Consider the following 23,166-nt stretch of genomic DNA (forward strand, 5'->3'; position numbering starts at 1 on the left):
AAATCGGGCCGTTACAGGCCTGAAACGGAACCCCCTGCTCGCGAAGATTTCCGCCATGAAAGCTGTCATGCTTGCCGCCGGAGTCGGCTCACGGCTCGAAAAGGAAACCGGTTTTCCCCCGAAGACGCTGCTCCGCTTCGGCGGAAAGACCCTGCTGCAGCGTCACGCCGAAATCCTGAAATACCTGGGATTCGACGAACTGGTCATGGGCGTCGGCTATCAGGCCGAGCGTATCCGCGCGGAAATCGCGGCCATCGGCGCCGGCGATTTCGTGCGCACCGTGGATTGCCCGGATCACGCGAAGGGCGCACCGTATACCCTATGGGGTCTGCGGGCGGAATTCACCGGACCGACAGTCTTCATGGACGGCGATGTCCTGTACGACCACCGGCTGATGGCCAGGCTGGTGAATTCGCGCCATCAGACCTGTTTCGCCATGGACCGGAACGTCCGGCCGGGCGACGATCCTGTGAAGATATGCTTCAAGGACGGCCGGATAGTGGATTTTCACAAGATGCCGACCGCCCCTTTCGATACGTTTCACGAATGGATCGGCTTTCTGCGCCTGTCCGCGGATATCGCGCGCCGGGTCGAACCGGCCCTGCGCCCCTATATCGAAGCGGGGCGGACCGATTTCATTTACGAGCAAGCCTTCCGCGACATCCTGTACGCATCGCCCGACGGAACCTTTGCCACAGAAGACATTACCGGCCTTCCCTGGACTGAAATCGATTTCCCGCATGACCTGGTTTATGCCGAAAAGACCATTTTCCCCCGGCTGGAGCCGCTGCCCGCATGACGGTCCGGCGCAGGATATCGCCCCCGTGCGATCAGCGCCTTGCCCGCCCGGCAGCGGATTTATGGCGCAACGCCATTGGCTGGTTCACGGCGAATGATTTTCCGGTGCGCCGATGAAGTGGTCCATCCTCATCGGCCTGATCCTCGGCGGCGGGCTGTTTACCGCCTTGATCGCCTGGTATGGCGCGGCGGATATCCTGGCCGGCGCCATCGCCATCGGCTGGGGCATTCTGCTGGTTGTCCTGTTCCGCATCGCGTTGCTCGTCATCGACATGCTTTCCTGGCATGTCCTGATTCCCCGGGAGAAGCGGATTTCCGTCGGCCGTCTTTTCTGGATCCGCTGGATTGCCGATTCCGTGAATACCCTGCTGCCTGTCGCGCGGATCGGGGGAGAATTCCTGCGCGCGTTCCTGTTGCACCGCCGGGGCATCGAGGGGCCGATTGCCGGCGCAAGCGTCATGGTAGACCTTACCGCCGGAATTCTGGCCCAGTTCATTTTCTCCGTTGTCGGCGTCATGGCCTTCGCGGCCATCGTCGGGGGCGGCCAGGACACGATTGTAAATCTTGCAATCGGACTCTCCCTGTTCGGCGCCGGGCTGGTCGGGTTTTACGTTGTGCAGCAAACCGGCCCGTTTTTGCGGCTCGCCAGGCTGATGGAACGTTTTGCCAGCGTTAATGCCTGGACATCGATCACCGGCGGAGCCGCCGCACTGGATGCCGCGGTCATCGCGATGTACCGGCAGCGGCGCGCCACCACCCTGTGCTGCTTCTGGCGCATTATCGGCTGGGTCGCGGGAACCGGCGAGGTCTGGCTGATCCTGATGTTTCTGGGCCACCCGGTTACCCTGACGGAAGCCTTCGTGCTGGAAAGCCTCAGCCAGGCGGCCCGCAGCGCCGGGTTCATGATCCCCGGCGGCCTGGGGATTCAGGAAGGCGGACTTATCCTGATCGGAGGCTTCATTGGCCTGACGCCGGAACTGGCGCTCACGCTTTCACTGATCAAGCGCGGGCGCGAATTGATTATCGGGATACCCGGCCTGGTCGCCTGGCAGATAGACGAGGGGCGCAACCTGTGGCGGCGACGGCATTCGTGAACCATTATGGCGTCATTCGCAAGGCACGGAGGAGCCCGCGGCCTGCCGTTTGGCGGCTGGACCCTGTCGCGGTACCTGCGCGACAGGATTTCGGCAAAACAGCTTGTAACCGTGCCTCCTTGAGGCATATCTCACTTCATGTTAGTTAGCGCCATGGTGAGAATTTCATGCCAGCGCATCGGAAAGGTAGGCGATGAGTAAAAAGCCCTTAAAGGTCCTGCTGGCCCAGCCGAGGGGCTTTTGCGCCGGGGTCGTGCGCGCCGTCGATATTGTCGAGCGCGCGCTCGAAAAGTTCGGCAAGCCCGTCTATGTCCGGCATGAAATCGTTCACAACAAACATGTCGTCGAGACCCTGAAAAGCAAGGGCGCCATCTTCGTCGAGGAAGTCGACGAAATTCCGGAAGGCGCCGTCACGATCTTCAGCGCCCACGGCGTATCGCAGAAGGTCGAGGGCGACGCCGTCGGGCGGTTCCTGGAGGTCATCGACGCGACATGCCCCCTGGTCAGCAAGGTTCACAAGGAAGCCCAGCGTTATTCGCGCAGCGGATACGAAATCGTGCTTATCGGCCATCGCGGCCACCCCGAAGTCGAAGGCACGATGGGCCAGGTACCGGGAACGGTGCATCTGGTCAGCCGGAAAGAGGATGTGGCGGGCCTCAAGACAACCGATTCGGGCAAACTCGCCTACGTCACCCAGACAACGCTGAGCGTGGATGACACAAGGGATATCATCACCGCCCTGCGGACGCGCTTTCCGAAGATCGTCGGGCCGGATGTGAAGGATATCTGTTACGCGACGCAGAACCGCCAGAGCGTCGTCCGCGAAATGGTCCGGCACGCCGATGTCATCCTGGTCATCGGAGCGGATTACAGTTCAAATTCCAACCGGCTGCGCGAAATCGGCCAGGAATCCGGCGTCCCGAGCTACCTGTTACCCGACGCATCGGCGCTCGACCCCGCTTGGCTCGAGAACGTCGGGACGGTCGGCATCACGGCCGGCGCATCGGCGCCCGAGGAACTGGTGCAGGGACTCATCCAGCGACTCGGCGACAGCTTCGAGGTCGATGTCCAGAACCTCGAAACCGTCAAGGAAAACATCCACTTCAAATTGCCGCGCGAACTGATGGCAACCGCTTAATCTCCGTACAAACCCCAACAGGAAAAACTGTGGCAGTACCTCTCATTCAGCAATTGCGCGTCGGCGCCTATGTTGTGAAACAGCGGATCAAGGGCGTCAAAAAATATCCACTGGTCCTGATGCTGGAGCCCCTGTTCCGATGCAATCTCGCCTGTCCCGGCTGTGGCAAGATCGACTATCCCGACGATATCCTGAACCGCCGGCTGAGCGTGGATGAATGTATAGAAGCCGTTGAGGAATGCGGCGCCCCGATCGTGTCGATACCCGGCGGCGAACCGCTGATCCACAAGGAAATCAAGGAAATCGTCGATGCGCTGATTGCGCGCAAGAAATTCATCTATCTGTGCACGAATGCGCTGCTGCTTGAAAAGAAGCTGCACCTCTTCAAGCCGAGCCCCTATCTGACGTTCTCCATCCATCTGGACGGGCTGGAAGCGGATCACGACCGGGCCGTCGACCGGAAGGGCGTCTTCCAGATCGCGACCCGGGCTATCGTAAAGGCGCGGGATGCCGGGTTCCGGGTCAATGTGAACTGCACCCTGTTCGACGGGGCCCAGGCGGAAGATGTCGCCGCCTTTTTCGACTACGGCATGTCGCTCGGCGTCGAGGGGATAACGGTTTCGCCGGGCTATGCCTATGAACGCGCGCCCGACCAGACGCATTTCCTGTCGCGGCAGAAAACCAAACAGTTGTTCCGTAATGTGTTCAGGCTTGGGAAGGGACGGAACTGGCGTTTCAGCCAGTCGACCCTTTTCCTCGACTTTCTTGCCGGAAATCAGGAATACCAGTGCACCCCCTGGGGCAATCCGACCCGTAACGTCTTCGGGTGGCAACGCCCGTGTTATCTGTTGGGCGAGGGATACGCCCCCAGCTACAAGGCCCTGATGGCGGAAACCGACTGGGAGTCCTACGGGACCGGCAAATACGAAAAATGCGCCGAGTGCATGGTGCATTGCGGATATGAAGCCACGGCCGTGATGGACACGATTGCCCACCCGATGAAAGCGCTGAAAACATTCATAAAGGGCCCGGAACTGGACGGCCCGATGGCGCCGGAAATCTCGCTCGAAAACCAGCGGCCGGCCGAATATATCTTCGAATCGAATGTGCAGAAGACGCTGACCCAGTTGCACGCTGAAGCGGAAGAACGGGCGCGGGGGCGCAGCGACGCGGCCTGACCGGATCTGGTCAGTCGCTGCCTGTCTCTCTGAACAGGACGCGCGCCGCAACGGCAAGGCTGCGCATTGCCGCCGCACTGTCGCCCGCCAGCCGGATGAGCCCCGGAAGGTCACTTGGGCGAAACAGCAGGCGCCCCAATACGGCAAACGGACGGCGGCGCCCGTCGGATCCCATGCCCGCCAGAGCGGCGGCAGGGACGGCCCGCATCGACGGATCGGCGACCGCGCGGATTACCAGTATCGGAATACCCAGTTCGGCCGCCGCCGAAGCCGTACCGTGGCTTTCCATATCGACGGCGAGAGCGCCGGACCGTAATCTAAGCGCCGCCTTCGCCGCGACCGAAACAGCAGGCGCATCGACGCCCGCGACGCCGCCGATCCGGACGCGGCATTCCCGCTGCAGCCCGGCCGCGATGGATTGCGCCCAGGGCCCCGTCATGTCCAATGGCGGTCCTGAATTGCGCCAGACCGTCGCGCCGATCACGATATCGCCCGGCAGCAGCGACGGATCGAGACCGCCCGCAAGCCCGAAACTGACCAGCGCTCTTGCGCCCGCCGCCACCTGTTGCCGCGCGAGACCGGCCGCGCGTTCGGCGCTGCCGCCGGCCACGCCGATAATCGGCATGTCGGCATCCTGCAAGCCGCGACTGGCGGTCCTGATGCGGGCAGCCTCCATCGACAGCCCCGTCACGATCCCGAGGCGGCTCACATTCCGTATGGCGCCGACTTGGCGTTACCGGCTTTCAGGTTGCGGTAACGGGCCAGCGCCCAAAGCGGGAAATAGGCGCTGTAGCCGTGGTAGCGCAGATAAAAGACCCGCGGGAAGCCGACCGCCGTGTACCAGGGCTCCACCCAGCGGACCCCGTCGCGTTCCGCCGACAGGAGATATTCGATACCGCGCCGCACGGCGTCCGAGTCGATTTCCCCCGCGGCCATCAGCGCCAGCAGGGCCCAGGCCGTTTGCGACGGTGTGCTCGCCTTCACCTTCGTCCGTGTCTCGGCCCAGTATGTCGCGCCATCCTCACCCCAGCCGCCATCGTCCCGCTGGCGGCTTTCAAGCCACGCCACCGCCTTTCGGATATGAGGCGCCGACATGTCTTCATTCGCCGCATTGAAGGCGCCGAGAACCGACCAGGTGCCGTAGATATAATTCGTGCCCCAGCGTCCGAACCACGAACCGTCCGGCTGCTGCATATCCCGCAGATAGGCGAGCCCCCGTGCCACAGACGCCTTGCCGGATTCACGCCCCATCTGCGCCAGCATGCTGACGCACCGTGCGGTTACATCCTCGGTCGGCGGGTCGAGCAGCGCGCCATGGTCGGCAAAGGGGATATAATTGAGATAGGTATAGGTGTTTTCCGCATCGAACGACCCCCAGCCGCCGTTCCTGCACTGCATGCCGACAATCCATTCTTCGGCGCGGTCCAGCGTCGACTCGAATGCCGGGTCGTCCATCCGGTCCAGCGCCATGGCCACCACGGCGGAATCGTCCACATCCGGATAGTAGTCGTTGTTATACTGGAAGGACCAGCCACCCGGCCGGACGCCCGGACGCCCGTCCGCCCAGTCGCCCCTGACGTCCAGCACCTGGCGATCCGCCAGCCAGTGCGCCGCCTTTTGCAGCGCATCGCTATCCCGCGATACGCCCGCTTCCATCATCGCCAGCGAGGCGAGGCCGGTATCCCAGACCGGCGACATGCAGGGCTGGCAATACCCCCGGTCTTCCTCCAGGACGAGCAACCGCCGGATAGCGGTTTTCGCCAGAACGACATCCGGATGATCCTTGGGAAACCCCAGCCGGTCGAACGCCATGACCGTATTGGCCATCGCAGGAAAAATGCCGCCCAAACCGTCTTCCCCGTTCAGGCGTTCGCGAACGAATGCCTCCGCCTTTCGGAAGGCGCGTTGCCGCCGGTTCTTCGGATATTGCCGTTCGATAATCCGCAGCACCTTGTCCAGGCCGATCATGATAGCACCCCAGGGGGACCCGGTCGCATTGCGCATGTAATGCTTGACGTCGTCGGACGGGGTGACGAACAGCTCCTCGATATGCACGCCGCGCGGATTGCGGGCGCGCGGCTTCAGCGCCATCAGGATCAGCAACGGCACCAGCACCGTGCGCGACCAGTACGATATCTTGGAGATATGGAAGGGAAACCAGCGCGGCAGCAACATGATTTCAATCGGCATGACCGGAACCGCCCGCCAGGGAAGCTGATCGAAAAGCGCCAGCGCTATGCGCGTAAACACATTACAGGTTTCGGCCCCGCCATGGGCGAGAATTGCGTCGCGCGCGCGCGTCATATGCGGTTCTTCGGGACGGTCGCCAAACAGCTTCAGCGCGTAATAGGCCTTTACGCTGGCGCTGATATCGAAATCGCCCTGGTAAAACAGCGACCAGCCGCCATGCAATTCCTGCTTGTCCCGCAGATAGACCGCGAGCTTGTTCTCTATTTCCGGGTCGATTTCGTCGAGAAAATGCTCCAGCAGAATATACTCGGCCGGGATCGTCACATCGGCTTCGAGTTCGAACACCCAGTGGCCATCGCCGTTCTGGAGCGCGGCCAGAGCGTTGCCGGCATCTTCGACGGTCGCATCTACTTTATTCAGAAGTCCATCGTCATGCTGCTGTGGAACGCCGCCGACATATGCGTCGGCCCCTCCAACTTCCCTGGCTGCATTCATGATGATTACGCTAATCTTCCCATCAACCGAACAAATATACCGATTCGGTGCTTCATGCTTCAATAATCCGAATGTTGTCAATACCGGCGGCCGGTTCGCGCAGGAATACTTTCTGATCGGTATCAGCCCCCTAATACGGCCTGCGCCGCGGCGTGACCGGAGCGGATGGCGCTTTCGATGGTCGCGGGCAGCCCGGTATCGGTCCAGTCGCCGGCAAGGTAAAGATTGGCGGTCGCCGTCCGCGTTTTCGCCCGCAGCCGCATTGCGGCGGGCGTTTGCGAGAAAGTTGCGCGCCGTTCCTTCACGATTCGGTACGGCGGGATCGCGGCGCCGCGCCAGTCCAGCGCGTGGCAGACGTCCCGCCATAACCGGCACGCGATTGAATCGGCCGGTTCAAGCGCCAGTTCATCGGCGGCGCTGACGGTGACGGAAACAATATCACCGCGGATGAACAGCCAGTGCGCCAGGCCGCCGACCAGTCCGAGCATGGAAACGTCGTCACCGGCGGACAGCGGCGCCGCGAGCCGGAAATGCGCGTTCACGATGGCATGACTGCCGTCCGGCAGCGCCATGTCCGGAAAAACCGCCTTCAATCCGGCAGGAGGCAGCGCCAGGATGACGGAATCGGCAGACTGCACCACGACACCGGTATCCGAAAAATCGAGGTAGCTAATCGCGCCGTTACGCCGTTCCACGCCCTTCAGGCGATGCGCATACCGGATATCCGCCCCCGCGGCCGCCAGCGTCGACAGAGCCGGCGTCACAAAGCTGTCCGACAGGCTGGTCCGGGCGGCCAGCGGCCGGCAAAGCGCCGCGCCGCCGGCAAAGGTCTCCGTCAGGACCTGCCACAGTGGCGCGGCCGCCGCACGATCCGCCGGCGTGTTGAGCGCGGCCACGGCCAACGGTTCCCAGAAACGTGCATACAATGCCCCTGTGTCCCCCAGCACCTCTTCGACAGTTGCGGCCGGGCCCGCCTGGCGAAGGCGCAGGGCGGCAAGAAAATCGACAGGGCGGGTTCCGGGCGGGCGTCTGCCGGGACACAGGATCCACCACGGAACCGGACCGGCGTTCGGCCGGACCGTCCAGCGCGCGCCGCTCGCCAGGTCAACGAAGGGAAAGGCGGCGTCCCCCGGTCCGGACAGCGGGTCAGCGGCGCCGGTTTCGTCCAGATAGGCCATGACGGAACGATTGCCGCTCAACAGCATGTGGTTGCCATTGTCGATCACGGCGCCCAGGACGCTGTCATGAAATGAACGGCAGCGGCCGCCGGCGTGACCGCTGGATTCGTAGACCGTGACGAGACGGCCCGCCGCCGCGAGCCGGACGGCCGCAGCCAGCCCCGCCAGTCCCGCACCCACAACATGAACCCGTGTCATCCCCGCCCTAGAAGAAACTGTGCCGCAGCACGAGGCGGATTTTCGCCCATCGCGACAGGCCAACCGGTTCGTCGAGCCGGTTCCATCCGCGCCGACGGAGCATCTCGAGCGTCTGCCGATAAACCGCCATCATCAGAATGGCCGGCCGAATCCTGCGCCGGTCGAGACGCTGCATCAGGTACGCGCTGACGGTGAAAGCTTCCCGGGCCACTTCAGCGAGGTCCGCGCAGACGCGCGCCACCGCCGGGTCCGCCAATAATTCGGAAGCGGTCGTCGCCGTCACGCCATGTTTGTCCAGCAGTTCCCGCGGCAGGTAAAGCCGCCCTGCAAGGGCATCTTCATGAACGTCGCGGAGGATATTGGTCAACTGCAGGGCATTGCCCAGGCTGACCGCCAGGTCCGGCGCCGGCGGACGGGTTTCGCCAAAGGCGTGAATCGACAGCATGCCGACCGCACCGGCGACGCGCCGGCAATACAGAAACAGATCGGCGTAGCTGGGCCCCCAGATTGCTTCGCGCGCATCCATTTCCATACCGTCGATTACGGCAAGGAACTCCGCCCTGGGCAGTCCGAATGCCTGAACCGGATCAAGCAGCGCCTGCGCGGTGGGGAAATGGGGCCGGCCGTCATACAGGCTTTCGACTTCGTCACGCCATGCCGCCAGACGCGCCAGCTTGCCGGCGGCGTCTCCGGGCCCGTCGGCAATGTCGTCCACCTCCCGGCAAAAGGCGTAGATCGCATACATCGCCGCCCGCCGGTCCGACGGCAGCACACGCATGCCAAGGCGGAAAGACGAGCCGGAACGTTCCACGATCCGGCGCGCATGCTCCCGCGCCGCCGCCGCATCGAACACGATCGGCGCATCGTCGCTGCGTGTCAGGTCGTCTGAAGCGGAAGACTGCAAGTTCGCCATCGTCGGATTAGATTCGGAATACGGCCGTTACCGTAACGCTACGGCGCCCGCCCCTCTATACCAGATTCAGCCGGAGCGGCGAACCACATCCCAAAGCCCGCCCATACCGCACAGGATATATTGCGGCCGGCGCAGGACGACCCGTTCCGCCAGGGGGTCCCGGCGTCGTAACGCCTGCGTCAGACGGTTGGCGATCCGCACGATCACCGCCGCTTCCAGCGCAAATCGGGTATTGCGCAACCGGCCGATCAGCGACTCCGCGACGGCCATAAGGGTTTCTGTCGAATCGAGGCTTTGATCGATCACCCTGCGCAGGCCCGCGCTGGCGGCAGCACCGTCCAGCGACGCCACGGTAATGCCCGCTTCGGACATCCAGTCGCCGGGCAGGTAGACCCGGTCCAGCGCCCGATAGTCATCCTGGCAGTCCTGCAGGTGATTGATCACCTGCAGGGCGCAACACAGCGCGTCGGATGCGGCATAGGCGTCCTTCGTTTCGCCATGCAGGTCGATCAGGTACCGGCCGACGGGGGCGGCGGACAGCATGCAATACGCCATCAGGTCGTCCCAGTCGGCGTAGCGCGATTTCACCGCATCCTGTTTGAACGCGGCGATGAGGTCGAGGCAATGCTGCGGATCCACATGAGTCGCGGCCATGCTGTCGCGAATGGCGTTCGCCCTGGCGAAGGCGGGATTGGCGCCGCCGGGGTCGCGCAATGCATCCGCAAACCCGTCCAGCCGGGATATCTTCTCTGCCGGCGCGAGGTCGGGGTCATCGGCGATATCGTCGATAGCCCGGGCGTAGGCGTAGAAGATGGCGACATGCGGCCGCAGGGAAGCCGGCAGCAGCCACGATCCAACCGGGAAGTTTTCATCCCTGGCTTGTTTTCCGGAAGGCGTTTCAACGGTATCGGACAAGATTTCCTCATATGAACGGGCAAATCAGTGCGGATAGACGCGGCCTTTCCAGCCGCCGCCCTTGCCTTCCCAATGCCGGATGGCGGATGCGATCGTCATTGCGGTGTAAAGCATGGCGGCCACCGGCAGCAACACCGCAGCGACACCAGGACGGCGATAGAATTTTAACGTGGGGAGATAGGCTACGCACATCAGACCGTAAGCCGCCAGGCCCGGAACCGCGGCGGCGGGCCCGAGCCATGGCGAGACGAACACGGCCGCGGGCGGCGCCGCAAAGACCAGCAGCATGGCCAGGACGCATCCGGCAAGCAGCCATGGCGAATAACCCAGCTGCGTATAGGCGCTGCGCGCGACCATGCGCCAGACGCCGCGGAGCCCGCCATAGGGCCGGACGGAACGAGTTTCGGCGCTCAGCCCGAGCCAGAGGCGACCGCCGGTATCCGCGATAAGGCGCGCCAGCCGGCAATCGTCGATCAGCGCGTCACGCATGGCGGACATGCCGCCGGCGCGCTCCAGCGCGGACCGGCGCACCAGCATGCAGCCGCCAGCCGCAGCGGCGGTTGATTTACGCGCATCGTCGTTCACCCAGGCGAAGGGATAGAGCATCTGGAAAAAGAAGACGAAAGGCGGAACCAGCAGACGTTCCCAAACATCCGCCACCGCCAGCGTTACCATGATGGAAACGAGATCCTTTTGCCCTGACTCCGCCCTGGCGACCAGGCGGCGCAGGTTGGACCGCTCATGCGCGATATCGGCGTCGCTGAACAGGATGTAGCGCGCGTCGGGAAAATGGTCCCGTGCATGCGATACACCCTGGTCCATCGCCCAGACCTTGCCGGCCCAGCCGGGCGCCAGCGGCGCGCCATCGACGACGCGGAGCCGCGCCTGCTCGCGAATGCCTTCGGCGGCGGCGCGTGCGGCCGCGACGGTGCCGTCTTCGCTGTTGTCGTTTACAAGGATCACGGAAACGGGGCGCGGATAATCCTGCGTCAGCAGCGATTCAACCGTTTGTCCGATGACATCGGCTTCGTTCCGGGCCGGGATCACCACGACAACCGCCGGCCACTCGTCCCGGCCGTCAAAGGTCTCGATAGGTTCCGATCCGACCCGGCATTCGCCGCGCCAGAACCCGCCGCGGAAAAGCACCAGATACAGCCAGACAATGCATGACAGGACGGCCAGACTGACGACGGTTTGCCCCACCGGTTACACGCGAAACACATACTCTTTGCCGGCATCGCGTTCTATGTCGGGCGGATAGCTGTTGCGTTTGTCGGCATAATACTGCGCGCGATGGTCGCCGTCGGAAAGACGGTTATAGGTAATATAAAGGACGCGCCGCGGCGATTCGGTCAGGTTCGGCGCGGATCGATGCGGCGCATATGAATCGAAGAAAACGACATCGCCGGGCCGGGTCGGGCACGACCGGTAGACCACTTCGCTGTCGGCCCCATCGTCCAGGGGACGCCATTCATCGCCGATCAGCCCCCTGTTATGCCAACCGGCGGCCATTTCCAGGCAACCGTTTTCCGGTGTCGCGGCGTCGATGCTGACCAGGGCGGTCACATGGAAGTCCGCATACACGTTCCAGCCGGCCTGCGCATCCTGATGCGCCCTGAAACCATCGCCGCCGGGCATCTTCATGTTGATCTTTTCCTTGAACAGGACGGCGGGCTCGCCCAGCAATTGCGACATGGCGTCAACCAGTGGCCCCTGTCGCATCAACGCATCGAATCCGGCGTGATACGGGCAGAAATTCTCGATCCGGGAAACAACGCGGGCCGCAGGGTCGATCAGGCTGGTTTCATAGTAGATCATGTGTTGGCCGGGGGATTCGGGCCAGCGCAGCACCTCCTCCGTCCATGCCGTTATATCGCGGATGACGGCCGCATCGCACATACCCGGCACGACGACAAACCCGTCCCGCCGAAACGCCTGTACGTCTTCATGTGACAGCATTACCAATAGATCTCTTCAAACTGTTTCCAACCGGGAACCGGGCCGGAGCATGCCGTATATTTCGCATGCGACGGTACCGGCATCAATACATGCGATCCGCAAACCCATTCGTTAACCATGCTGCTTCAGGATCTGTTAACGCGCGTGAACGATACTGCAAAAATCCATCTGAATTCATCAGGAACCCGATCATGAGGGCCATCGACTTGCTGGCAGAAAGCTTCCCGCAGCACGAGCCCGATGCCGACCATGAACGCATTGTCGCCGCCTTCGACAAATTGCGGGTCGCAATTGCCATTTTCGATGACCATGATCGCCTGACATACTGTAACACGCATTTCCGGTATATCTTTCAGTCGTTCAAGACACTGGGCCGGATCGTTGGCATGACGTATGCCGATCTGCTTCGGCGCAAGATCGACAATAACGAAATCGCCGGTACCGATATTGTTGACGATCCCGAAGGCTGGATCGCCAGGCGGCTGATTCTCAGGCGGCGCGCGATGGCTGAGCCCTACGACGAACGCCTGACCGACGGTCGCTGGATACGCATCAGCGAACGCATGCTCGAAAGCGGCGGCACGATCCGGATGTATACGGATATTACCGCGTCAAAGGTCGGCGAATACCGATTCCTGAGCGCTGTCGAGGACAGCCAGGACGCCCTTGCCTTCTGGGACCAGCGCGACAAACTCATCATGCGCAACGACGCGTTCGAAACGCTGTTCGTCACGCCGGGCGGGAATCTGCTGCCGGGCGTCTCCTTCACCGCAGTCCTGCGTATCGCGGCGGACTATCATTTTCAAATCGATACCGGAGCGGAAGACTGGGTTCGGGAAAGGCTGCGTCAACACCTGCTTCCCGATCACCGGGAAATCTGGCGGCATCGGGACGGCAGATGGTTTCTGGTCAACGAACACAGGTCGCGCGATGGCGGGATCGTGACGCGCCTGTCCGACGTCACAGAAGTAAAGGAAAACGAGCTAGCGATGATCGAGCGGGGCACCACGCTGTCCGGCACGGTGCATCAACTCGAAATGTCGAAGTACATGTTTGAAAAGCAGAGCATGGAACATGTCCATGCGCTGGAGAAACTGGCGAGCGCAAAGGCGGAGCTTGAAGCCGCCAATGCCAGCCGTTCCCGCTTCCTCAGCATTATCAGCCATGAATTGCGTACGCCAATGAACGCCATCATCGGCTTTTCAGAAATCCTGAAAAATGAGATGCTGGGCCCGATCGGCCCGAAAAAATATGTCGAATACGCTGGCGACATATGCGCCAGTGGGCAGCATCTTCTATCGCTTATTAACGATCTCCTCGACATGTCGAAAGTCGAAGCCGGCAAATGGCGGCTCAATCGCAGCGAAGTGTATGTGGAGGCGCTGGTGCGTTCCTGTGCCAGGCTCATGTCCGAACAGGCTGCCAGTGGCAACGTCACGATAGATCTGAGTTTTTCGAACACGCAGAATCCCGTGTACATCGACGAACGGGCGATACGGCAAGTGCTTCTGAACCTGCTGTCCAATGCGCTGAAATTCACGGGGAAGGCCGGAAGCATCCGTATCGATACCGCCGTCGAAGGCACGCTTTTGACTGTTGCCGTCATCGACAACGGCGTCGGGATTCAAGAGTGCGATCTGTCGCGGGTGTTCAAACCGTTCGAACAGGGGGAAAATAACCTGAACCGTACCCATGAAGGCACCGGCCTTGGACTGTCGCTTTGCAAGTCGCTGGTTGAACTGCATGGCGGCACGATCCACATCGACAGCCACGAAGGCGAAGGCACGACGGTCGCGTTCAGCCTGCCGCTGGAATACGCCCCGCCGTCAACAAACGGATCAACCGGTTCAACGGATTCCGAAACAGACTCGGCGTGAGCGTTCCGCGGACGGCAGGTTGGTCGCGGTTAGTCGCGACGATAGAAATGGTACCGCCCCGGCGCGACGTCCGCGGGCAGGGGCGCTGGCGTCAGGCCGGCCACGCCGTCAAGAGACTGGTCGCAAATCGCGAATCCGCCGGGCAACATCAGGGTTGGGATTACCGGACCCAGCAGCGCCACGTTCCGGGCCGTCGACGCCGCATCGCCATACCCGATATCGGCATGCACCAGTATCGCGTTCGGCCCCAGCCGCCTTGCCGCGTCGAACAGCGTTTCGGGCATCCGGCCCAGAAACAGGTGGGCTTCATCCGGCCGGCAATCGGGATGCGATGCGACTTCCTTGTCAAAGACATAAATGTCCTGAACCGGAAAAAGATGGCGCAGATGATCGTAGGTCCGGCCGTTGCCGAGGCCGAGTTCCAGAATATGCCCCTCGCGGCCGCGCAGCATTGACGCCGCCGCATTCAGACAGCTGCGCTGCGCCTTCAGCCGTTCGATCACCGTGTCGAGCCGCGTCATTGAACGACCTTTTTTTCTGTCCCTTCTATCATCGGATCAGGATTGCGACCTGGCGACCGCTTCCCGCAATCGCTCGGTCGTCTGTTCCAGACGGTGCGCCAGTTCCCGCATGATTTCCACCGCGATTTCCGGAAATTCGACGACCAGACTGAAAAACAGTTCCTTTGAAATGCGCAAGGTCGTCATCTGTACCTTTGCGCGCACCGTCGCCGTTCGCGGCACATCGCACAGGATCGCGATTTCGCCGACGACTTCATTCTGTTTCAGCGTGGCGACAACCAGCGGGCCGCCCGGCGTGTCGACGATGACGTCGGCTTCACCGCCGATAATGATATAGGCCGCATCGCCGGCGTCGCCCTGCTCGAAGACGGTGTCCCCGGCCGCGAACGTCAATCGCTGGCTGGTAAACGCCAGCAGTTTCAGCTTCGACGGATCAATTTTCGCAAAAAGCGGAATGTTCCGAAGCAGTTCGACTTCCTGCTGCAAGCTCATGACTTACCTCCTGGGCCTCAACCCGCCGCCAGCAATGCCTGAAAATCACCATTCGCATTGCGCAGTTCCTCAAACGTGCCGGTTTCAGCGATACGTCCGGATTTCAATACCATAATATGGTCGAAATGTTTTGCATCCGAAACACGATTGAGAATCCAGATAACACCCTGCCCTTCGCGCTCCTGAAGTATATTTTCCATGATCCTGTTCTGACTGACGGCGTCGAGATTCGCCGACGCCTCGTTCAGTAGCAGTATATCCGGGTGCCGGACCAGACCGCGCGCGATTGCCAGTTTCTGGCGCTGGCCCTGCGACAGCCTGCCGCCGCCGTTGCCCGCCGGAAATGCGAGGCCCGCGGAAACCACGATTTCCCGCAAATCCAGCTCGTCGACGATATCGCCTATCAGACGGCCGGCCTTCGCTTCAGCCTGAGCCTGTCCAAAGGACACCTTGCCGAACAGAATATTGTCCTGCAGCGATGCGGCGGCGTTATAGGTATCGGCGTCGAAAAAGGCAATCCTGTCGCGCAGGTCCTCGGGCAGTCCCTCGGCAAAAACCCGGCGCGCCTCCAGGATCCGGGAGATCATCTGATCGTCGATCAGATCCAGGCGATGACGCGCCTGGATCAGCTTGAAAGGCAGCGAAATGAGGCGCTGGCGGTCTGCCGGCGTCACCCCGCCGGCGCCGCGCGCCGCGCGGCCCAGAATAGCCTGAAATTCCGGCAGGTCGTCGGAACCGATAAAACTGAACTGCTCGAAAAATTCATGGCCAGGCGGCAGATCGGCAAACAGTTCCAGCATTGTCTGCGCAACCTGTTTACCCATTTCCAGGAAATCGTCGCTCAGTTTCACCTTGTCCAGAACACTCTTGATATAGTCGTTTCCGGCCAGATTCTCCGGATCGAAAGACCCGCCGATCGGCAGGCCGAACAGAATGTTTTCCGCGACGGTCGCATTGGAATTGTATTTCTCTGGATCGAAGGGCTCGATCAGCAACGCCACGGCGGGGTCGGCCAGTCGGTCGCGAAGCGCCGAACGCGCGGCCAGTATCCGCTCGGCAATGTCCGGCTGGCGCGTCGGATCGATCACGCCGCGCAGGCCGAAACGGTATACTTCCTCGTCCATGTCGACCAGCCGCAGGATCTCGACCAGTCGCCGTTTCAGGCCTTCCCGGTCTGCCACGCCGGCTTCGTTCAGATCGACCCAGTCCGCGTTGTAATCGAAGGGGGAATTGCCGGTCTCGATTGACTCGGCGGGATCGATGGCGTCGCCGATTGACGGGGCGTCGGGGTCCGCCGGCCCGATCATGCGGTGTTTCAGCCCATAGAGAATGTTGTCGCCCACAGAAGCGGCCTGCAGGTAAGGGCTGGAGCCGACATAGGCGATGCGGCGGCCGGTCACGGCCTCCGGCAGTGTTGCAAGGTCGCTGCCGCCATACACAATCGTGCCGGAGGTCGGGCTGACCAGTCGCGCCAGAACGGTGCCGAGTTCGGTCTTTCCGCTGCCCCCGTCGCCGACGATGGCGGTATGCGATGCAACCGGCACTGTGAACGAAATCGCGTCCAGCGCCCGGACGCCGTCTTCGTCGGCAAGGCCTACGTTGTTGACGATCAAATTCCCCCTGATCGGCGATGGCCCGTCTTCGGGATCCGCCGTCTGCAGTTCTTCTTCCAGCATGCCCTGCGGCTCGAACTGTTCGACCACCTGCTCGTACTTGATGCGGGCATCTTCCTTCTGCTGATACCAGGTCAGCAGCTCCTTCCACGGGCTCGCCAGGTCCTTGTAGGCATTCAGGACGGCGACCAGGGCGCCGACCGTGAGGCTGCCCTGAATGACCAGATAACCGCCGATGGAAAAGAAGAAGAAAGGCGTCAGCTTGTCGATGAAATTATTGAGAAACTTGATAAAAAACTTGCGGCGATAAATTTCGTACCGGATGTCGTAAATCGCGCCCAGGCGGTTCGTAAACCGCGATAATTCGAAGAACGATGTATCGTGCGCATGGATTTCGTTGATGCTCGAAACAGATTCGCCCAGATGGTCGGACAGGCGGCGGACATGCTGCACACGCAGCTTGCCAAGCGCGTTCACCTTTTTCTGCAGTTTGGGAATTATGTAGCCCTGTATCGGAATCATGCCCGCCGCCGCCAGGCCGAGCGTCCAGTCCTGCAACATGATATAGCCGACGATCAGGATCAGCTGACCGCCAAAAAACAGCGGGTCGGCGAATGCAATGCCGATGAAACCGCCCAGCGGCTCGACTTCGGCCGTGATCATCGGGATGATTTCGCCTTGGCTTACCTTTTTGAAATGCGGCGTCGGGAACCGCAGGATCCGCGAATACAGCTGGTAGCGCATCCGCCGCAGCAGCCGTTCCCCGAGCCGCCCCTTGTAGACGCTGATGTAGTATTTGAACCCGCCGGTAATGAAAACCAGGCCGAGATAGGCAAAACTCAATACCATAAGATAGGTCAGCTGGCTGACATCTATCGGTATTTCAAAACCGAATATCGGTATTTCAAACGGGGGCGCCGCCCCTTCGCTCTTGATCGCCCTGTTGATGATGATTTTCGGTAGGTCGAGCGACACAAACAGAAACGGATAAAACGCCAGAATTACGATCAGCAGCGTGATCTGCTGCGGCAGACTGTACCGCAGGATATATTTGAAAATGGATTTTTCCATGAACCGGCGTAACGACCTTCTGCCGCAGAAACGGTATGCCCCTCTCGAGAATACCTTACCGCAGCAGTTTGCTATGGTAAACGTTTAGAAATTGCTCATTATTGCCCGGTATCGCTGCAATATTTATGACCAATCATAAGATTCGGAACTTCCGGTTATTACATGATACGTGCCATAGTAGGCGCGCTGTAGCGGGGAAAAAGGGGATAGGGCATGAGCGGAGACCGTCGTCCGCCACGCGTGCTGATATACAGTCATGATTCGTTCGGGCTCGGCCATCTGCGCCGATGCCGCGCCATCGCGCATGCGATGTGCGAAGAGAATGAAGACCTGTCTGTTCTGATCCTTTCGGGTTCTCCCATTATCGGCAGTTTCGATTTCCGCTCGCGGGTGGATTTCGTGCGGGTCCCCGGGGTCATCAAACTGCGGAACGGCGAATACACCTCTCTGACGCTGCCGATGGCGATCGAGGACGCGATTGAAATGCGGGCCTCGATCATTCGACACACGGCGGAGGTCTTCGACCCCGATATCATGCTGGTGGACAAGGAGCCATTCGGCCTGCGCGGCGAACTGGCGGAAACGCTCGACGTCATGAAATCGCGCGGCACCCATGTCGTACTGGGGTTGCGTGACGTGCTGGACGATCCCAGACAGCTGAGAGCGGAGTGGAAGCGAAAGAATGCCGCCGCCGCGCTGAAGGAATATTACGACGAAATCTGGATCTATGGTCTGCCGCAGATATGCGAACCGCTGATCGGCGTGGACCTGCCGGCGTCAACGCGGCGCAAGACGACCTATACCGGTTACCTGCAACGGTTCGCCGACACCGACACCGCGTCGGAACTGCCCTTCGTGAAGCATGGCGACCCGTTCATACTTGTTACGCCCGGCGGCGGCGGCGATGGCGAGGAACTGGTCGACTGGGTCATTCGCGCCTATGAAAGCGCCGCCTCCCTGCCGCACCGGTCGGTCATTGTGCTGGGCCCCTTCATGCAATCGGATCGCCGCGCGGAATTCATCGCCCGTGTCGACCGGTTGCCGAAGGTTGAGGCCATCACCTTCGATGCCCATCTGGAAAGCCTGATGGTCAAGGCTTTGGCGGTCGTCGCGATGGGCGGGTACAATACATTCTGCGAAATCCTGTCCTTCGACAAGCGGGCGCTGATCGTCCCGCGCACGGAGCCGCGCCAGGAACAGCTGATCCGCGCCAGCCGGGCCGCCGAGCTTGGCTTGCTGACCATGCTGCGCGGCGACGCGGAACGCAAGGCGGATGTCATGGCAACGGCATTGCGCCATCTGCCGCAACAGAACCTGCCTTCGCACTCGGTCGTACCGGGGCTGCTCGACGGGCTGGAAAATGTGAACATCCTGACCCGGCGCGCCCTTGAGCATCAATCCCGCCCGTCCCTGGCCCGGCAGCGCGCGTGACATCGTGTCTGTTCTTTTCATTCTGAAAGGGTATCCCCGCCTTTCGGAAACCTTCATCGCCCAGGAAATCCGCGCCCTCGAACAGCGCGGAATCGAAATCGAAATCGCGTCCCTGCGACATCCCACCGATACGCAGACCCACCCCATTCATGACGAGATCGCCGCCGGCGTCCTGTACCTGCCGGAATATCTCCATGACGCGCCTGAACGCGTACAGGCGGCACGGTCGGCTGTGCGGCAAATGCCCGGCTACGCGGCTGCCTATGCCCGCTTTCGCGCGGATTTGCGGCGCGACCCGACCCGCAACAGGATACGGCGTTTCGGACAGGCCTGCATGCTGGCGCATGAACTGCCCGCCGGCATAACCCGGCTGCACGCGCATTTTCTGCATACGCCGGCTTCGGTTGCGCGGTATGCAGCCATGATGACGGGACTGCCCTGGAGCTGTTCCGCCCATGCCAAGGATATCTGGACGACGCCGGAATGGGAAATTCGGGAAAAACTGTCGGACCTGGACTGGCTGGTCACCTGTACCGCGGCGGGGACCGAATACCTTCGCGGGCTGGCGCCGGACCCCGGCGCGGTCTCTCTGGTCTATCATGGCCTCGATTTTTCGCGATTTCCACCGCCCGGCGCGGCGCGGCCGGCGCTTGACGGATCCGGCGCGCCCGTATCCATCCTCTCTGTGGGCCGGGCCGTTGCAAAGAAGGGCTATGACGAACTCCTGACGGCGCTCGCCGGGCTGCCGGCGGAAATCAACTGGACATTCCGCCACATCGGCGGCGGACCGCTATTGCCGGCATTGCAGGAACAGGCGCGGCAGCTGTCCCTCGCCAACCGCATCGAATGGCTGGGCGCCCGGTCGCAGGACGCCGTTCTGGCCGCGCTGCGGGATGCCGACCTTTTCGTGCTGGCGAGCAAGACGACCGCGGATGGCGACCGCGACGGATTGCCGAACGTCCTGATGGAGGCGCAAAGCCAGGGTCTCGCGGTCGTCTCCACCACGGTTTCCGGTATTCCCGAACTGGTGCATCACGGCGTGACGGGATTGCTCGTCCCGCCCGGTGATCCCGACGCCACCGCCGGGGCGCTCGAGGCGCTGATCCGGGACCCGGCCCTGCGACGGCGCCTCGGGGACGCGGGCCGCCACCGCGTCCATGCCTGTTTTTCAATGGATGACGGCGCCGATTTTTTGGCCGCGCGGTTTCGGCACGACAAGCATTCCGCCGCGGCGTAATGCGCGTCGCATTCTATGCGCCCCTGAAGCCGCCGAATCACCCGGTTCCGTCCGGCGACCGGCGCATGGCGCGCCTGTTACTGGAAGCCATACGGCGCAGCGGCAACGACGTATCCGTCGCCTCCACGCTGCGGGCATACGACGGCGCCGGCGACACAGACAGGCAGAACCGCATTCGGCGGCGGGGCGAGGCGCTGGCGCGGCAATTCATCGAACGGAACAGGGAGAACCCGCCGGATATCTGGTTTACCTATCATCTCTATCACAAGGCGCCGGACTGGATCGGCCCCCTGGTCTGCGACGCCTTCGCCATCCCCTATATCATTGCGGAAGCCAGTATCGCCCCGAAACAGGCCGGCGGCCCCTGGACCGATGGGCTGGCTGCCGTGACCGCGGCGGTCCGTGGGGCAAGCCGTGTCATCGTCCTGAACCCGGTCGACCGCGAATGCATCGAGCCCTTCACAGGACCGGGCAGCCGGATTGTCGCGCTGCCGCCCTTTATCGATACCGGGCCGCCACGGCGGGCAGCGGCGGACCGCCAGCGGCATCGGACGACGCTGGCCGCCCGTCATGGCGTCGCGCCCACTTATGTTTGGATCGCGGTTTCCGCCATGATGCGCTTTGGCGACAAGCTGGAATCGTACCGCGTGCTCGGGCGGGTCATGCAGGGGCTGCGCGACCTGCCGCTGCGCTGGCTGGTCGCGGGCGACGGTCCGGCGCGGGCGGATGTCGAAGCGCTGCTGGGCGCCGACGTGACCTATCTGGGCGCACTGGGCCCGCACGACATGGATATGCTGCACGCGGCGGCGGATTTTGCCGTCTGGCCTGCGATGCGGGAAGCCTTCGGCATGGCCATGCTGGAGGCACAGGCGGCGGGTGCGCCGGTCATCGCCGGCCGCTCTCCCGGCGTGGCGCAGATAATCGCCGATGGCGAAACCGGCATATTGACGCCACCCGGTGACGACATGACTATGGCGGCGGCGATCCGGGCGCTGGCGAAGGATCCGGAACGACAACGCAGCATGGGACGGGCGGCAATGTTCAAGGCGGAACGTGAGCATGATATCGCGGCGGCGGCAATCGGCATCGGCCGGCTGTTGCGGGAAGCGGTGTCTTGACGATCCTTGCCGTCGTGCGGCACGGCCCGACCCACTGGAACGAAACCGGCATCGTACAGGGCCGCAGCGACATCCCGCTGAGCGAAACCGGCCGGGCCCTGGTTCGCACGTGGCGTCCCCCGGTGGCGTTTACCGAATACGAATGGGTCTCCAGCCCGCTGCTGCGCGCCGTCGAAACCGCAACGATCCTGCGCGGTTCACCGCCGCCCACCGACCATCGCCTGGTCGAAATGGACTGGTCCGAATGGGAAGGCATGTCCCTGCCGGACCTGCGGGCGCAGATGGGCAACCTCATGAAAGCCTGGGAAGCCAAGGGACTCGATTTCCGTGCGCCCGGCGGCGAAAGTCCGCGCGACGTGCAGGACCGGCTGCGACCGTTTCTGGCGGAACGGGCCCGCGCCGGTACGCCCACAGTCATGGTCTGCCACAAGGGCGTGATCCGGGCGCTTTACGCCATGGCGGTTGCCTGGGACATGACCGACAAGCCGCCGGAAAAGCTGCTCGACAATTGCACCCATACGTTCCGGCTCGACCCCCACGGGGCGCCTGTCCCGCACCAGTTGAACATCCCCATGACAACGCCGGAAGTATGAACGGGCGAGGCGGCCGCGTGATGTTCTATGTCCAGCATCTGCTGGGCGTCGGTCACCAGGTTCGCGCGGCGGCAATAACGCGGGCGATGCAGGCACGCGGTATGGACGTGCATTATGTGTCGGGCGGCTTCGACGAAGCCGGACAGGACCTTGGCGGCGCGCGGCGCCTGCAGCTTCCGCCGGCGCGCACGGCGGATGCGGGTTTCAGCACATTGCTGGACGCCGCCGGACAGCCGGTCGACGCCGCCTGGGAAGACAAGCGCCGCCGCGCCCTGCTGGAGGTTTTTGAATCGGTTTCCCCGGATCTGCTCCTGATTGAAAGCTTCCCCTTCGGCCGTCGCCGCTTCCGGTTCGAATTGTTGCCCTTGCTGGAAGCCGCCCGGGGAAAGGCCGTTATCGCGGCGTCGGTTCGCGATATCCTGGTCGAGCGGGACGACCCGGAACGGACCCGCTGGATTGTCGGCATAGCGGAATCCTTGTTCGATGCGGTTATTGTCCACGGCGATCCCGGCATCGTTGAATTCCGCGACACCTTCGCAGGCGCGGACGCCATCGAACATCTGATCCGGTATTCCGGTTACGTGACCGCGGCGGCGGCCCGAAATCGGCGGCGGCGAACAAATACCGTCCTTGTTTCGGCGGGCGGCGGCGCGGTCGGCGGGACGCTGCTGCGCACGGCCATTGCAGCGCGGCCGCTCACGCGACTGGCGGACGCGCCGTGGCGGCTGGTCACGGGACCGAATTTGCCTGAATCGGATAGAAATTCGATAACTTTGCCGGACGGCGTGACGGCTGACACTTTCATTGCGGATTTTCGCGGTACTTTAGATAAAGTTGCGGTTTCCGTAAGTCAGGCAGGATACAATACCGTCATGGATTTATACGCGACAGCAACGCCGGCGGTACTGGTGCCGTTCAGCAGCCACGGCGAAACGGAGCAGTTTCGGCGCGCGTCCATCCTTGCGGAACGCGGGCATTTCCAGCTTGTCCCGGAACCGCAGCTGACGGCGGAAACCCTGGCCCGGGCCATCGACCGGGCCCTTGTCGCGCCCCCGCCGGATCCGTCCGGCGTCGATTTCAACGGCGCCGCCAATACCGCCGATATTGTTGCCTCCCTCATTGCCGACCGGCCCGCCCCGCCCCCGCTGCCGAACTGA

The 23,166-nt window shown here is 62.3% G+C and carries 20 protein-coding genes; 10 read left to right on the top strand and 10 right to left on the bottom strand.

Annotated features, from left to right (window positions below; translation table 11 throughout):
- Positions 1 to 55: 55 nt before the first annotated feature.
- The 4 genes from WD767_20245 (at position 56) to hpnH (ending at position 4,208) form a co-directional block, all read left to right on the top strand.
- Positions 56 to 799, top strand: coding sequence for a phosphocholine cytidylyltransferase family protein (locus WD767_20245; protein ID MEX2618423.1), 744 nt, complete (start codon positions 56 to 58; stop codon positions 797 to 799).
- Between the two features lie 112 nt (positions 800 to 911).
- Complete coding sequence (locus WD767_20250; GenBank protein MEX2618424.1) at positions 912 to 1,892, top strand: flippase-like domain-containing protein; 981 nt, start codon at positions 912 to 914, stop codon at positions 1,890 to 1,892.
- Positions 1,893 to 2,085: 193 nt separating this feature from the next.
- Positions 2,086 to 3,030: a 4-hydroxy-3-methylbut-2-enyl diphosphate reductase gene (gene ispH / locus WD767_20255; protein MEX2618425.1), complete on the top strand. Its 945-nt coding sequence runs from the start codon at positions 2,086 to 2,088 to the stop codon at positions 3,028 to 3,030.
- Positions 3,031 to 3,059: 29 nt separating this feature from the next.
- Entirely contained in the window at positions 3,060 to 4,208 is a 1,149-nt protein-coding gene (hpnH, locus tag WD767_20260; protein ID MEX2618426.1) for an adenosyl-hopene transferase HpnH, read from the top strand.
- 10 nt (positions 4,209 to 4,218) lie between these two features.
- Here the strand turns inward: hpnH and WD767_20265 are convergent, their stop codons facing one another.
- From WD767_20265 to WD767_20295, 7 genes are all read right to left on the bottom strand, one after another.
- Positions 4,219 to 4,917 (bottom strand): hypothetical protein, encoded by a 699-nt coding sequence (locus WD767_20265; GenBank protein ID MEX2618427.1) that lies wholly within the window; start codon positions 4,915 to 4,917, stop codon positions 4,219 to 4,221.
- Complete coding sequence (shc, locus tag WD767_20270; protein MEX2618428.1) at positions 4,914 to 6,893, bottom strand: squalene--hopene cyclase; 1,980 nt, start codon at positions 6,891 to 6,893, stop codon at positions 4,914 to 4,916. The genes WD767_20265 and shc overlap by 4 nt, the downstream gene beginning before the upstream one ends.
- Before the next feature lie 122 nt (positions 6,894 to 7,015).
- The gene (gene hpnE / locus WD767_20275; GenBank protein MEX2618429.1) at positions 7,016 to 8,269 is read right to left on the bottom strand and encodes a hydroxysqualene dehydroxylase HpnE; all 1,254 of its coding nucleotides are present in this window, start codon (positions 8,267 to 8,269) and stop codon (positions 7,016 to 7,018) included.
- Between the two features lie 7 nt (positions 8,270 to 8,276).
- On the bottom strand, positions 8,277 to 9,182 hold the full coding sequence (gene hpnD, locus WD767_20280; GenBank protein ID MEX2618430.1) for a presqualene diphosphate synthase HpnD: 906 nt from the start codon (positions 9,180 to 9,182) through the stop codon (positions 8,277 to 8,279).
- Between the two features lie 66 nt (positions 9,183 to 9,248).
- Positions 9,249 to 10,097: a squalene synthase HpnC gene (gene hpnC / locus WD767_20285; protein ID MEX2618431.1), complete on the bottom strand. Its 849-nt coding sequence runs from the start codon at positions 10,095 to 10,097 to the stop codon at positions 9,249 to 9,251.
- Positions 10,098 to 10,121: 24 nt separating this feature from the next.
- Positions 10,122 to 11,300 (bottom strand): glycosyltransferase, encoded by a 1,179-nt coding sequence (locus WD767_20290; protein MEX2618432.1) that lies wholly within the window; start codon positions 11,298 to 11,300, stop codon positions 10,122 to 10,124.
- Between the two features lie 3 nt (positions 11,301 to 11,303).
- Positions 11,304 to 12,056 (bottom strand): phytanoyl-CoA dioxygenase family protein, encoded by a 753-nt coding sequence (locus tag WD767_20295; protein ID MEX2618433.1) that lies wholly within the window; start codon positions 12,054 to 12,056, stop codon positions 11,304 to 11,306.
- A gap of 191 nt (positions 12,057 to 12,247) precedes the next feature.
- Between WD767_20295 and WD767_20300 the strand changes: the two genes are divergently transcribed.
- Positions 12,248 to 13,933 carry a PAS-domain containing protein gene (locus WD767_20300; GenBank protein MEX2618434.1) on the top strand — a complete coding sequence of 562 codons (1,686 nt, stop codon included), beginning with the start codon at positions 12,248 to 12,250 and terminating at the stop codon, positions 13,931 to 13,933.
- Between the two features lie 29 nt (positions 13,934 to 13,962).
- Here the strand turns inward: WD767_20300 and WD767_20305 are convergent, their stop codons facing one another.
- The 3 genes from WD767_20305 to WD767_20315 are packed head-to-tail and all read right to left on the bottom strand — an operon-like array spanning position 13,963 to position 17,630.
- Entirely contained in the window at positions 13,963 to 14,454 is a 492-nt protein-coding gene (locus WD767_20305; GenBank protein MEX2618435.1) for a class I SAM-dependent methyltransferase, read from the bottom strand.
- Positions 14,455 to 14,490: 36 nt separating this feature from the next.
- Positions 14,491 to 14,946, bottom strand: coding sequence for a cyclic nucleotide-binding domain-containing protein (locus tag WD767_20310; protein ID MEX2618436.1), 456 nt, complete (start codon positions 14,944 to 14,946; stop codon positions 14,491 to 14,493).
- 17 nt (positions 14,947 to 14,963) lie between these two features.
- On the bottom strand, positions 14,964 to 17,630 hold the full coding sequence (locus WD767_20315; GenBank protein MEX2618437.1) for an ABC transporter transmembrane domain-containing protein: 2,667 nt from the start codon (positions 17,628 to 17,630) through the stop codon (positions 14,964 to 14,966).
- 213 nt (positions 17,631 to 17,843) lie between these two features.
- Here WD767_20315 and WD767_20320 point away from each other — a divergent pair, with 213 nt between their 5' ends.
- The 5 genes from WD767_20320 (at position 17,844) to WD767_20340 (ending at position 23,166) form a co-directional block, all read left to right on the top strand.
- Positions 17,844 to 19,061, top strand: a complete 1,218-nt coding sequence (locus WD767_20320; GenBank protein MEX2618438.1) for a glycosyltransferase — start codon at positions 17,844 to 17,846, stop codon at positions 19,059 to 19,061.
- Positions 19,024 to 20,298, top strand: coding sequence for a glycosyltransferase family 4 protein (locus WD767_20325; protein MEX2618439.1), 1,275 nt, complete (start codon positions 19,024 to 19,026; stop codon positions 20,296 to 20,298). The genes WD767_20320 and WD767_20325 overlap by 38 nt, the downstream gene beginning before the upstream one ends.
- 65 nt (positions 20,299 to 20,363) lie before the next feature.
- Complete coding sequence (locus tag WD767_20330) at positions 20,364 to 21,416, top strand: glycosyltransferase family 4 protein (GenBank protein MEX2618440.1); 1,053 nt, start codon at positions 20,364 to 20,366, stop codon at positions 21,414 to 21,416.
- Positions 21,413 to 22,009, top strand: a complete 597-nt coding sequence (locus tag WD767_20335; GenBank protein ID MEX2618441.1) for a histidine phosphatase family protein — start codon at positions 21,413 to 21,415, stop codon at positions 22,007 to 22,009. Before WD767_20330 ends, WD767_20335 begins: the two co-directional genes overlap by 4 nt.
- Positions 22,006 to 23,166, top strand: coding sequence for a glycosyltransferase (locus WD767_20340; protein ID MEX2618442.1), 1,161 nt, complete (start codon positions 22,006 to 22,008; stop codon positions 23,164 to 23,166). Before WD767_20335 ends, WD767_20340 begins: the two co-directional genes overlap by 4 nt.

The organism is Alphaproteobacteria bacterium (genome assembly GCA_040905865.1).
Lineage (GTDB): Bacteria > Pseudomonadota > Alphaproteobacteria > UBA8366.

Excerpts from the sequence above, each read along its gene's own strand:
- WD767_20245 (MEX2618423.1), top strand. The coding sequence starts at position 56 with ATGAAAGCTGTCATGCTTGCCGCCGGAGTCGGCTCACGGCTCGAAAAG.
- WD767_20250 (MEX2618424.1), top strand. The coding sequence starts at position 912 with ATGAAGTGGTCCATCCTCATCGGCCTGATCCTCGGCGGCGGGCTGTTT.
- ispH (MEX2618425.1), top strand. The coding sequence starts at position 2,086 with ATGAGTAAAAAGCCCTTAAAGGTCCTGCTGGCCCAGCCGAGGGGCTTT.
- shc (MEX2618428.1), bottom strand. The coding sequence starts at position 6,893 with ATGAATGCAGCCAGGGAAGTTGGAGGGGCCGACGCATATGTCGGCGGC.
- hpnE (MEX2618429.1), bottom strand. The coding sequence starts at position 8,269 with ATGACACGGGTTCATGTTGTGGGTGCGGGACTGGCGGGGCTGGCTGCG.
- hpnD (MEX2618430.1), bottom strand. The coding sequence starts at position 9,182 with ATGGCGAACTTGCAGTCTTCCGCTTCAGACGACCTGACACGCAGCGAC.
- WD767_20295 (MEX2618433.1), bottom strand. The coding sequence starts at position 12,056 with ATGCTGTCACATGAAGACGTACAGGCGTTTCGGCGGGACGGGTTTGTC.
- WD767_20300 (MEX2618434.1), top strand. The coding sequence starts at position 12,248 with ATGAGGGCCATCGACTTGCTGGCAGAAAGCTTCCCGCAGCACGAGCCC.
- WD767_20305 (MEX2618435.1), bottom strand. The coding sequence starts at position 14,454 with ATGACGCGGCTCGACACGGTGATCGAACGGCTGAAGGCGCAGCGCAGC.
- WD767_20310 (MEX2618436.1), bottom strand. The coding sequence starts at position 14,946 with ATGAGCTTGCAGCAGGAAGTCGAACTGCTTCGGAACATTCCGCTTTTT.
- WD767_20315 (MEX2618437.1), bottom strand. The coding sequence starts at position 17,630 with ATGGAAAAATCCATTTTCAAATATATCCTGCGGTACAGTCTGCCGCAG.
- WD767_20320 (MEX2618438.1), top strand. The coding sequence starts at position 17,844 with ATGAGCGGAGACCGTCGTCCGCCACGCGTGCTGATATACAGTCATGAT.
- WD767_20330 (MEX2618440.1), top strand. The coding sequence starts at position 20,364 with ATGGCGCGCCTGTTACTGGAAGCCATACGGCGCAGCGGCAACGACGTA.
- WD767_20340 (MEX2618442.1), top strand. The coding sequence starts at position 22,006 with ATGAACGGGCGAGGCGGCCGCGTGATGTTCTATGTCCAGCATCTGCTG.